We start from the raw sequence: 12001 nt of genomic DNA, 5'->3' as shown, positions 1-12001 counted from the left end.
GCGCCGTGGGACGCACCTTCCGGTGCGGCCACGGCGCCCTGGGGAGCGGGCGGGTTCGGCCCTCGCGGGCCGGCCGGGTCAGTCCTGCGGGACGGCGACGACCGGGGCGACCATCAGCTTGGTGCGGCGCGGGTTGGCCGTGCTGGAGGGCAGCTCGGTGCCGTAGGCCACGACGTCCTCGGGCTTGCGGGCGCCCGGGATCTTGCTGAAGTCCTCGACCGAGGCCAGCGTGGTCCGGCGCGGGTTCGCCGTCGAGCGGCAGGACAGCGTGGACTTGGTGGCGGCCTTCTTCGCCTGGGACATCGCGTCAGCACCTCGGGGTCGCGACCGGCGCACCGCTACGGATCGGCACCGGCCTGAGTGGTTCGGGGGGATTGCGGGCAGGCTGAATCGAGGCCGTGCTCCGGATACAGCCAGGTTACGGATCTCATTCCACAGCCACCGTGACCAAAGCTACACATTGGCCTGTGATTTTGCTCACAAATTGGAAATCAATTCTCAAATATCCGACATGTCGCCGCATCAGGTTTCACCGACATAACTCCCTTTTCGGACATTAGGGAAGGTCCGCTCGCCCTGTTGATCTAGGGCCAACTTGGCATGTATGCGTCGAGTGTCCGAAAAAGGCGGTATTCCGGTCCGGTTACCGCACAGTCTGTGAAATCGCGCGCGCGGTCGGTAGCGCCACCCCGCGCGCCCTGGCGGCCCTTGTTGGGATTCCCCGGCTGTGCTGGAATGCCACGGACCGTGGGTAGGGAGCAGTCCACCCCGGTGACCCGCTCTCCCGGACCGGCCGGGGAGCGGATGGAAATTCCACACCGTCCAGGCCGCGGCGACGCGGCGGGACGCCCGGTCCAGAGGTTGCGACGCCAGTGCAGGGACGTTTCAAAAGGGGTAGCGGCGCCGCGGGTGACCCGGAGTCGCGTGAGCCTGTGGCAGCCCCCCAGCAGGCGGCGGCGCTCGGTGGCCCGGCCGAGCCGGCGCCCGAAGTGGGCGGCCGCCCCGACGACGACGGCCGGGACGACCGGAAGTCGACCCGGGACAAGCTGCGCAAGACCCTCACCCGGCGGCGCGCCACCGGTGTGAGCCGACTCGCGATGCGCAACTGGCGGATCCGTACCCGCCTGATCGCCCTGCTCACCCTCCCCGTGCTGGTCGCGCTCGTCCTCGGTGGCCTGCGCATCCAGACCTCGCTCGAGGCCTCGCAGCAGCTCGCCCAGATGGCCAACCTCTCCGACCTGGCCAAGAAGGCGACCAACCTCGCCGACGCCCTGCAGAACGAGCGCGACGTCAGCGCCGGGCCGATCACCCACGACCCGAACGCGCCGCTCGACGACGACATCGTCAACGCCCGCAAGATCACCGACGACCTGAACCGCACCTTCACGGCCTCCTCGGACAAGTTCGAGAACCTCGAACTCTCGGGCGGTAAGGCGCTGCTGTTCCAGATCCGCCGTGACCTGAACTCGATCTCCGACGCGCGCGGCAACCCGTACCAGAACAACCAGAACATCCAGGCCACGATCACCGCCTACGACGTGATCATCCGCGACCTGCTGGCGATCTCCCAGGACATCGCGCTCGCGTCCAACAACCGCGACCTGGTGCGTGCCACCCGCGCGCTCCAGCAGTTCTCGCTGGCCAAGAACGTCACCTCGCAGCAGCGCGCGCTGATCAGCGCCGCGCTCGCCAACCCCAAGAGCCCGGACCTCAGCCTGAGCGACGAGTCGTTCGGTATCCGCCTGCGCACGTCCTACGACAACGCGCTCACCGGGTTCAACAACATCTACACCTCGCACGACCTGGACAACCTGCGCGGCCAGCTCAGCTACAACAACGTGGTCGCCGACGCCGACCGCTACGCGCGCTCGATCCTCCAGCAGAGCGGTATCCACCAGACCGAGCCGGTCAGCTACAAGGACTGGTACGAGAAGATCACCGCCAAGATCACGGCCGAGCGCCGGATCGAGGCGAAGCTGATCGAGGACCTCGACGGTAAGGCCCAGGACCTGCAGGCCGCGGCCGACACCGAGGCCCTGATCACCGGTGCCGCCGTCGCCCTGGTGCTGCTCGTCGCCCTCGGTGGCGCCGCCGTCATCGCCCGCTCGATGGTGCGCTCGCTGACCCGCCTCCAGGCCGCGGCCGAGGACGTCGCCGAGCGGCGACTGCCCGAGCTGGTCAAGACGCTCTCCGAGAGCGACCCGCACGACGTCGACGTCACCGTCGAACCCGTGGCCGTCGACTCCACGGACGAGATCGGCCACGTGGCGCACGCGTTCGACATGGTGCACAGCGAGGCCGTCCGCCTCGCGGCCGAGCAGGCCCTCCTCCGCGGCAACATCAACGCGATGTTCACCAACCTGTCGCGCCGCAGCCAGGGCCTCATCCAGCGCCAGCTGTCGCTCATCTCCGAGCTGGAGAGCCGCGAGGCCGACCCGGACCAGCTGGCCAACCTCTTCAAGCTGGACCACCTCGCGACCCGCATGCGCCGCAACGGCGAAAACCTCCTCGTCCTCGCCGGTGAGGACCCGGGCCGCCGCTGGACCCGCCCCGTCCCGCTGGTCGACGTGCTCCGCGCCGCCGCCTCCGAGGTGGAGCAGTACGAGCGCATCGAGCTCGCCTCGGTGCCGTCGGCCGAGGTCGCCGGCCGCGTCGTCAACGACCTCGTCCACCTGCTCGCCGAGCTGCTGGAGAACGCGACCTCGTTCTCCAGCCCGCAGACCCGCGTCCGGGTCACCGGCCACGCCCTGCCGGACGGCCGGGTGCTGGTCGAGATCCACGACACCGGCATCGGCCTCAGCCCCGACGACCTCGCCGACATCAACGAGCGCCTGGCCAACCCGCCGACGGTGGACGTCTCCGTCTCCCGCCGCATGGGCCTCTTCGTGGTCGGTCGCCTCTCGCTCCGCCACGGCATCCGGATCCAGCTGCGCCCCAGCGACTCCGGCGGCACCACCGCGCTGGTCATGCTCCCGGTGGACGTCACCAACTCCGCCGACCGCCGCGCCCCCGGCCGCCCCGGCCCGGCGCAGGCCAAGCAGCAGCGCGGGGCCGCCCCGACGCCGCGCCAGCAGCGCCAGATGCCCGGTGGACCGGGCGGCGGCCCGGCCGCGCTCGGCCAGGGTCCGGCGGGCGGTGCCCCGCAGGGCCGTCCGCAGCTCGGCCAGGGCGGTCCCGGTGCGCCGGGCGGCCCGGGTGCGGGCCAGGGCGGCCGCAACGGCGGTCTGCCGACCCGGCAGGTCGGCAAGGCACTGCGCGAGAACCCGATGGTCCCGCCCGGCCGGGCCCCCCAGCAGAACCAGCAGCAGAACCAGCAGCAGGGCCCGCAGCAGAACCAGCAGGGCGGCCTGCCGCAGCGCGCCCCGGGCCGCCAGGGCCCGCCGCAGGGCGGCCCCGGTGCGCCGGGTGCGCCCGGCGGCCTGCCCCGCCGGGGCCAGCAGCAGCCCGGCGCGCCGCAGCCCGGTCCGGGCCCCCGGACCGGCGAGCAGCCGCAGCACGGCTGGGCCGACCAGTCGGGTCGTCCGGGTGCGCCGCAGGGCGCCCGTCCGGGCAACCGTCCGCAGGACGGCCTGCCGCAGCGCGGCCGTCCCGGCCAGGCCCCGCAGGGCCCGGGTGGTCAGGGCCCGGGCGGTCAGGGGCCGCAGGGCCCGCAGGGTCCGCGCCGGCCGCAGCGCCCGGGTCCGCAGCAGGGACGTCCCCAGCAGCTCCCGGCCCAGCAGGCCCATCAGGCCCCGCCGCAGCAGGCCCAGCCCCAGCAGGCCCAGCCGCCGCAGCTCCCGGCCCAGCAGGCCCAGCCCCAGCCGCTGCCGGCGGCCGAGTCCGCGATGGAGAGCACCGCGCAGTTCGCCCGGCCGCGCTTCGAGGCCAGCGAGATCGACCCGCGTGACCCGCTGGGCCTCGGCCTGGTCGAGCCGGTGCTGCCGGACGTGCCGAACCCGGCCCGTCCGGAGCCGGTCCGCCAGGAGCCGGTCCGTCAGGAGCCGATGGCACTGCCGACCGGCCCCTCGCAGGGCGGTGCCCCGGGCTTCGAGTCGCCGGAGCAGACCCGGCCCCAGCTGCAGCAGGGCCATCCGGCCGAGGCCGCGCAGGGCCGTGGCCCGCAGTACCAGCCGCGCCGACCGGGGACGAGCGCTCCGGGCTTCCAGGAGCCGCAGACCCCCCAGGCCCAGCACGCTCAGGCTCAGCACGCTCAGGCTCAGCAGGCCCAGGCCCAGGCCCAGGCTCACGCCCAGCAGGCTCAGGCCCAGCAGGCCCAGGCCCAGGCCCAGGCTCACGCCCAGCAGGCTCAGGCCCAGCAGGGCCCGGCCGGCGAGGCCCCGTGGCGCCCGTCCGCCAACGACGAGCGCTGGCGCCGGGCCGAGCAGGTCCGCGAGCCCTCGACCAGCGGGGTCACCATGTCCGGCCTCCCGCGGCGGACCCCGCAGGCCAACCTGGTCTCCGGGACCGCCGAGGCGTCGCCGATGACCGGTCCGCAGGTGTCCCGTGCGCCCGAGGAGGTGCGCGGCCGGCTCACCAACCTGCGCCGCGGCATCCAGCAGGGCCGCCGGGCCGGTGCCGAGCAGGCCTCGGGCCAGGGAAATCCTGGCTCCCACCATGGTGCCCAGCAGCCCGGGTTCGATAGTTTCGGTGGCCGGACCGACGGCAACGGCGCAGATCATCAGGAGCGTTGAAGTTGAATCAGATGAGCCAGGCCGCACAGAACCTGAACTGGCTGATCACCAATTTCGTGGACAACACCCCCGGGGTGTCGCACACGGTGGTGGTCTCCGCGGACGGCCTCCTGTTGTGCATGTCCGAGGGCTTCCCGCGTGACCGCGCCGACCAGCTCGCCGCGGTCGCCTCCGGCCTCACCTCCCTCACCTCCGGCGCCAGCCGGATCTTCGAGGGCGGCGAGGTCAACCAGACCGTCGTCGAAATGGAGCGCGGCTTCCTGTTCCTGATGGCCATCAGCGACGGCTCCGCCCTCGCCGTACTGGCCTCCCCGGACAGCGACATCGGCCTCGTCGGCTACGAGATGGCCCTGCTCGTCGACCGCGCCGGCGCCGTCCTCACCCCCGCACTCCGCGCAGAACTCCAGGGCAGTCTCCTGCACTGAGGCCCCCTGCGCGGCGACACCACCCGTCCCACCTCCCCGCCGGGTCTGACCCGACCAGACCCGGCGCCTCACCCTCAGCTACCCTCAGGCAGCTGATTTCGCCTCAGCTGGCACCACCCAGCTGGAACCGGCTGCCCAAGGCTGCAGCACTAGGAGGACCCATGACCCCGCCTTCGACACCCGCCGGCTACGGCAACGGGTACGGCAGCGGCTACGGCGGGCAGCAGTCCGACGGCTACGAGCAGCAGCCGCTGGTCCGCCCGTACGCGATGACCGGAGGCCGCACGCGGCCCCGGTACCAGCTCGCCATCGAGGCGCTGATCTCGACGACCGGCTCGGCCGAGCGGTCCGGCGGCCTGCTGCCCGAGCACGCCCGGATCGTGAACCTCTGCCGTGAGGTCAAGTCCATCGCGGAGATCTCCGCACTGGCCGGCGTGCCGCTCGGTGTGGCCCGCATCCTCGTCGCCGACCTTGCCGAGGCCGGTCTCGTCGCCATCCACCAGCCCGCCGCCGCGGGCGAGTCGGGCGGAACGCCCGACGTCACGCTGCTCGAAAGGGTCCTCAGTGGACTTCGCAAGCTCTAACGGAGCCACCCGCGCCACGACCTCGGCGAAGATCGTCGTCGCCGGCGGCTTCGGCGTCGGCAAGACCACGCTCGTCGGCGCCGTCTCCGAGATCAACCCGCTGCGCACCGAAGCCGTCATGACCAGCGCCTCCGCCGGCATCGACGACATCAGCCACGTCTCCGGCAAGACGACCACCACCGTCGCCATGGACTTCGGCCGCATCACCCTCGACGAGGACCTCATCCTCTACCTGTTCGGCACCCCCGGACAGGACCGCTTCTGGTTCATGTGGGACGACCTCGTCCGAGGCGCCATCGGAGCCGTCGTCCTCGTCGACACCCGACGCCTCGCCGACTGCTTCCCCGCCCTCGACTACTTCGAGAACAGCGGACTCCCCTTCGTCGTCGCCCTCAACGGCTTCGACGGCCACCAGCCCCACACCGCCGACGAAGTCCGGGAAGCCCTCCAACTCGGCCCCGACACCCCCATCGTCACCCTCGACGCCCGCCGACGGGACAGCGCCAAGAGCGCCCTCATCACCCTCGTCGAACACGCCCTCCTCGCCCGCCTGCGCTAGGCGGAACCGCAGGTCGGCAGCCCCGGCACCCCGTCCCGGCGACGGGGTGCCGGGGCACCTCGGCTTACGGACGGGTGTCGCCGGTGAGGACCGCGCAAGACCCCCGGATAAGCGGCGGATAACAGTTCGGTAGGCATTTTGTGATCAACAGTGGCTGTCTGTAGCGAATCAGCGTCACTCAGCGCCAGATGACCACGGTTTTGCGGGCTGATGTCGGTAAATGTCCTAATTGCTCCACCGCTGGCCGCCCTCGGCGGCTGTTTGTCCCCCATCCCTGCACGTGCTGAAATTCCAGCTACCCCTGAATCCCGTACGGCAGTCCCACCACCCACCAGCGGGCCGCTCTCAGGGGTAGCGCTGGATTGATCCATGGCCGCGATCGGCCGAGAGGTAGTTGTCGAGTGAGGCGTAAGCAGCAAGTCGCCCCGCAGCGGCGCTCCGAGCCCCGCCAGAGCGAGCCGAACGGTAACGCAACCGGCCCGGCCGGATTCTCCGCGTTCACACCCACCGAGGAGCGCCCGGCCGTCGCGCCGAAGCCGCCGACCGCCTCCACCGAGCGCCGCAGCGCCGGTCCCGCGGACGGCGCCGGCGACGGGAAGGGCGGCAAGGACGCCCAGGACGGCAACAGCCGCTACGACTTCCTCCGGCCGCGCAACTGGCGCGTTCCGGCGCGTCTGATAGCCATCCTCCTCATCCCGGTCGTCATCGGCCTGATCTTCGGCGGTCTGCGCGTCAACACCTCGGTCGACGGCTACGTCAAGGCCTCCCGCGCCGAGAAGACCGCGCGCCTGGCCAAGGCCGCCACCGAACTCGCCGAAGCGCTGGAGAACGAGCGCGACAAGTCGCTCGCGCCGATCCTCACCGGCCAGGACCCGAACGGCGACCTCAACAAGACCCGCGGGACCACCGACGCCGCCCTCAAGGCGTACAACGCGGCCTACGAGGCCACCGACAAGTCCGGCGAGCTCCCCCACCGCCACACGGCCTTCCAGCAGCTCGTCGCCTTCCTGCCGCACCTGCGCGACAACGCCTACAAGCCCGAGCTGTTCGCGACCGCGACGCAGTCGGCCTACTCGGTGATGCTCGCGCCGCTGCTCGCCTACGACAACTCGGTCGGCCTCGGCAGCACCAACATCACCAGCAAGGGCCGCGCGATCTACGCCATGTCGCTGGCCAAGGCCTCGGCCTCGACCCAGCGCGCGCTGATGCTCCACCTGCTGGTCGGCATCTCGGCCCAGTCCACCACCCGGTACGAGAACGTCGACCTGATCCAGCAGCTGCTGGTCTCGCAGAAGCTGGAGCAGGTCTCCCTCTCCGAGTTCAACACCGGCAGCGCCCCCGAGGACGCCCGGAAGTACGCCGACGCCCAGGTCGCCCAGGCCGCCGCCGACCAGCGCGCCGCCTTCCGGATGCCCAACGGCAGCGTGCCCACCATGCAGGGCCTGATGGCCCTCGGCGCCGCCTACAGCCAGGCCGCCGCGGAGGGCCAGTCCAGGGGCAAGGCCGCCGCCGACGCCGCCTACAAGGAGGCCAAGGACGCCGGTCTGACCAAGGAGAACTGGGAGCAGGCCGCCAACACCCACATCTCCACGCTGCGCACCACCGAGGTCGCGCTGCTGGACGACGTGCTCCACGACGCCGCCGACCTGCGGGACAACGCGCTCTACGACGCCATCCTCAACTCGGCGATCGTGCTCGCCGCGCTGATCCTCGCCGGTGTGCTCACCGGCTACGTGGCGCGCTCGATGATTCTCGGTATGCGTACCCTGCGCAACGCCGCCCTGGAGATCGCCGACCGCCGCCTGCCGGACCTGGTCGAGAAGCTCTCCAAGACCGACCCGGACCGGGTGGACACCTCGGTCACCCCGATCCCGCTGCACGGCAAGGACGAGATCGGCGAGGTCGCCCGGGCCTTCGACCAGGTCCACCGCCAGGCGGTCGAGCTCGCCGCCGAGCAGGCGCTGCTGCGAGGGAACGTCAACGCGATCTTCACCAACCTGTCGCGCCGCAGCCAGGGCCTCATCCAGCGCCAGCTGGCGCTGATCACCGACCTGGAGAACAACGAGGCCGACCCGGACCAGCTGGAGAACCTCTTCAAGCTGGACCACCTGGCCACCCGTATGCGCCGCAACGGTGAGAACCTCCTCGTCCTCGCGGGTGAGGAAGCCGGCCGCCGCTGGAACACCCCCGTCCCGCTGGTCGACGTGCTCCGCGCCGCCGCCTCCGAGGTGGAGCAGTACGAGCGCGTCGAGCTCGCCGGCATCCCGGAGGTCGAGGTCGTCGGCGCCGCCGTGACCGACCTCGTCCACCTGCTCGCCGAGCTGCTGGAGAACGCCACCTCGTTCTCCAGCCCGCAGACCCGGGTCCTGGTCAACGCCACCCGCCTGCCGGACGGCCGCGTGCTGGTCGAGATCCACGACAAGGGCATCGGCCTCACCGCCGACGACTTCGCCGAGATCAACGAGAAGCTCGCCGAGCCGCCGACGGTCGACGCCACCATCTCCCGCCGCATGGGCCTCTTCGTGGTCGGCCGGCTCTCCCAGCGGCACGACGTCCGCGTCCAGCTCCGTCCCTCGGGCGAGTCCGCGGGCACCACCTCGCTGGTCATGCTCCCGCCGTTCCTGACCCAGATGGGTGCGGCGCCGGAGCCGGAGGAGCAGTTCACCGTCTCCCGGATCTTCGCCGACCAGGAGCCGACCGCCGAGTGGTCCGTGGACGGCCTCGGCCAGCCGCGCAGCGCCGCCGAGCTGGGCTTCGACGACCACCTGACCGGCACGGGCCACGGCTCCACCGGCTTCAGCCCGGCCCTGGACTCCGTCCAGCGCTCGCAGCGGCTCGACCAGGTCCGCCGCGCGGCCCTGGAGGCCGGTCCGGAGGCCACCCAGCAGCAGCCCGTGGTCGACGCCGAGGTCGAGGACGAGTACCCGGCGTACGGCCGGCGCAACGACGAGGCCTTCGCCCAGGACGGCCAGTACGGCCAGCAGGGCTACGACCAGAACGGCTACGCCGACGACCAGTACGGCTACGACGGCAACGGGTACGCCGACGGCGAGTACGCCGGGAACGACTACGGGCAGGACGCCTACGGCCGGTTCCCGCAGCAGGGCTACGCCGACGACCAGTACGGCCAGGGCCAGGGCGGCGGCCAGTACGGCGGCCAGTACCAGGACTACGACGGCTACGGCGACGACCAGTACGGCCAGCAGGCCGAGGAGGCCCCGGCCGGCCACCCGTACAGCCCGGAGCAGCCCGCGCTGCCGACCGCCGACTCCTCCACCCTGGCGTCCGGGCTGCCGCAGCGCCGCCCCGGCCAGCAGCTGGCCGGCGGCGGACCGGGTACCAACCCGCTGCAGGACAGCGGCGAGACCCCGAACTGGTTCGCCGGCGCCAAGGACACCTCGGCACCGAGCGAGCCGCGCGGCCACGAGGTGTCCTCGCTGGGCGGGTACGGTCCCACCGGACCGACCGGCTCCGCCGGCGCCTGGCAGTCGCCCAACGACGGCGCCTGGCAGCGTGCCGAACAGCTCCGTGAGCCCGCGTCCGGCGGTACCACCCCGTCCGGGCTCCCCCGCCGGGTGCCCAAGCAGAACCTGGTGGCCGGCAACGCCAAGCCCACCCCGCAGGACGGGCCGCAGGTCTCCCGCAGCCCCGAGGAGGTCCGTGGCCGCCTCACCAACCTGCGCCGCGGTGTGGAGCAGGGCCGCAGCGCCGGCGGCACCGGAAGTTTCCGGATCGACCCCGATCAGGTAGACCAGTCCGGCAACGGACAGCAGAACCGCAGCACCGATCTCTTCGGCGGCTCGAACCACCAGGAGCGTTGAGTTGACTCAGATGAGCCAGGCCGCACAGAACCTGAACTGGCTGATCACCAATTTCGTGGACAACACCCCCGGGGTGTCGCACACGGTGGTGGTCTCCGCGGACGGCCTCCTGTTGTGCATGTCCGAAGGCTTCCCGCGTGACCGCGCCGACCAGCTCGCCGCGGTCGCCTCCGGCCTCACCTCCCTCACCTCCGGCGCCAGCCGGATCTTCGAGGGCGGCGAGGTCAACCAGACCGTCGTCGAAATGGAGCGCGGCTTCCTGTTCCTGATGGCCGTCAGCGACGGCTCCGCCCTCGCCGTACTGGCCTCCCCGGACAGCGACATCGGCCTCGTCGGCTACGAGATGGCCCTGCTCGTCGACCGCGCCGGCGCCGTCCTCACCCCCGCACTCCGCGCAGAACTCCAGGGCAGTCTCCTGCACTGACGGTTCGTCGGATACCGTCCTGGTATCCGAAGCACCTCCGCGCCCGTCCCGGGCCCGCTTCGGCGGGCTCGGGTTCGGACGTTGTACGGCCTTCGCACCACCGGCTCCGGACCCCGGCCCGAGCTCGCACCGCACCGCCGCACCCTGTGAGGAGAGGAACCGTGACACCGCCCGACGACCGCAGCGGCCAGTACGGCGTTCCGTACCCTGGCACAGGCCATGACGCCTTCGGAGCACCCGGCGTCGTCGGCCACGGTCAGCAGTACGGCCAGCAGTACGGCCAGGAGCAGTACGGCCAGGAGCAGTTCGGCCAGCCGTACGCGCAGGAGCAGTACGGCCAGTACGCCCAGCCGCAGCCCCCGTACGACCCGCACGCGTCCGGCTACCCGGCGCAGGACCACCTGCCCGGCCGGCACGCCGGCCACGGCGTGCCGGGACAGGGGCCCGCGCCGCAGCGCGGCCCCGCGCCCGGCCCCGGCTACGCACCGGCCCAGGAGCCCGGCCACGTCGAGGAGTTCGAGGACGACTACGACTCCGGCCCGCTGATCCGACCGTTCGCGATGACCGGCGGGCGCACCCGGCCCCGGTACGAGCTGGCCCTGGAGGCACTGGTCTCGGCCAGCGTCGATCCGCAGCGCCTGGCCACCCTGCTCCCGGAGCACCAGCGCATCTGCACCCTGTGCACGGAGGTCAAGTCCGTCGCCGAGGTGTCGGCGCTGCTCTCGCTTCCGCTGGGAGTGGCCCGCATCCTCGTGGCCGACCTGGCCGAGGCCGGCCTGGTCGCCATCCACCAGCCCGCTTCCGGGGGCGAATCCGGAAACCAGCCCGACGTCACGCTGCTCGAAAGGGTCCTCAGTGGACTTCGCAAGCTCTAACGCGGCCGCCCCCACCCGCGCAACCACCTCGGCGAAGATCGTCGTCGCCGGCGGCTTCGGCGTCGGCAAGACCACGCTCGTCGGCGCCGTCTCCGAGATCAACCCGCTGCGCACCGAAGCCGTCATGACCAGCGCCTCCGCCGGCATCGACGACATCAGCCACGTCTCCGGCAAGACGACCACCACCGTCGCCATGGACTTCGGCCGCATCACCCTCGACGAGGACCTCATCCTCTACCTGTTCGGCACCCCCGGACAGGACCGCTTCTGGTTCATGTGGGACGACCTCGTCCGAGGCGCCATCGGAGCCGTCGTCCTCGTCGACACCCGACGCCTCGCCGACTGCTTCCCCGCCCTCGACTACTTCGAGAACAGCGGACTCCCCTTCGTCGTCGCCCTCAACGGCTTCGACGGCCACCAGCCCCACACCGCCGACGAAGTCCGGGAAGCCCTCCAACTCGGCCCCGACACCCCCATCGTCACCCTCGACGCCCGCCGACGGGACAGCGCCAAGAGCGCCCTCATCACCCTCGTCGAACACGCCCTCCTCGCCCGCCTGCGCTAGGGCCCAGGCGGAACCTCGGGGCTTCGCGCAAGCGATGCGGCCCACGGCCCCCGTCCGGGAGTCCGTGGGCCGCCCGCG

9 protein-coding genes are annotated in these 12001 nt (G+C 71.9%); 8 read left to right on the top strand and 1 reads right to left on the bottom strand.

Annotated features, from left to right (window positions below; genetic code table 11):
* Positions 1-78: 78 nt before the first annotated feature.
* Positions 79-303 (bottom strand): hypothetical protein, encoded by a 225-nt coding sequence (locus tag RMN57_RS25505; protein WP_313765645.1) that lies wholly within the window; start codon positions 301-303, stop codon positions 79-81.
* Between the two features lie 629 nt (positions 304-932).
* Between RMN57_RS25505 and RMN57_RS25500 the strand changes: the two genes are divergently transcribed.
* From RMN57_RS25500 to RMN57_RS25465, 8 genes are all read left to right on the top strand, one after another.
* The gene (locus RMN57_RS25500) at positions 933-4670 is read left to right on the top strand and encodes a nitrate- and nitrite sensing domain-containing protein (protein ID WP_313765644.1); all 3738 of its coding nucleotides are present in this window, start codon (positions 933-935) and stop codon (positions 4668-4670) included.
* Between the two features lie 11 nt (positions 4671-4681).
* Positions 4682-5095, top strand: coding sequence for a roadblock/LC7 domain-containing protein (locus RMN57_RS25495; RefSeq protein ID WP_097236138.1), 414 nt, complete (start codon positions 4682-4684; stop codon positions 5093-5095).
* A gap of 161 nt (positions 5096-5256) precedes the next feature.
* Complete coding sequence (locus RMN57_RS25490) at positions 5257-5679, top strand: DUF742 domain-containing protein (protein WP_238951344.1); 423 nt, start codon at positions 5257-5259, stop codon at positions 5677-5679.
* Positions 5660-6238: an ATP/GTP-binding protein gene (locus RMN57_RS25485; RefSeq protein ID WP_313765643.1), complete on the top strand. Its 579-nt coding sequence runs from the start codon at positions 5660-5662 to the stop codon at positions 6236-6238. Before RMN57_RS25490 ends, RMN57_RS25485 begins: the two co-directional genes overlap by 20 nt.
* Before the next feature lie 401 nt (positions 6239-6639).
* Complete coding sequence (locus tag RMN57_RS25480) at positions 6640-10059, top strand: nitrate- and nitrite sensing domain-containing protein (RefSeq protein WP_313765642.1); 3420 nt, start codon at positions 6640-6642, stop codon at positions 10057-10059.
* Between the two features lie 10 nt (positions 10060-10069).
* Positions 10070-10483, top strand: coding sequence for a roadblock/LC7 domain-containing protein (locus tag RMN57_RS25475; RefSeq protein ID WP_030057391.1), 414 nt, complete (start codon positions 10070-10072; stop codon positions 10481-10483).
* Between the two features lie 161 nt (positions 10484-10644).
* Positions 10645-11358 carry a DUF742 domain-containing protein gene (locus RMN57_RS25470; RefSeq protein ID WP_313765641.1) on the top strand — a complete coding sequence of 238 codons (714 nt, stop codon included), beginning with the start codon at positions 10645-10647 and terminating at the stop codon, positions 11356-11358.
* On the top strand, positions 11339-11923 hold the full coding sequence (locus RMN57_RS25465; RefSeq protein ID WP_313765640.1) for an ATP/GTP-binding protein: 585 nt from the start codon (positions 11339-11341) through the stop codon (positions 11921-11923). Before RMN57_RS25470 ends, RMN57_RS25465 begins: the two co-directional genes overlap by 20 nt.
* The last annotated feature ends 78 nt before the right edge of the window (positions 11924-12001 follow it).

This window comes from Kitasatospora sp. CM 4170, assembly GCF_032110285.1.
GTDB classification, from domain to species: Bacteria; Actinomycetota; Actinomycetes; order Streptomycetales; family Streptomycetaceae; genus Kitasatospora; species Kitasatospora aburaviensis.
The sequence above is the reverse complement of the archived record's forward strand: the minus strand, read 5'-3'. Positions and strand labels throughout refer to the sequence as shown.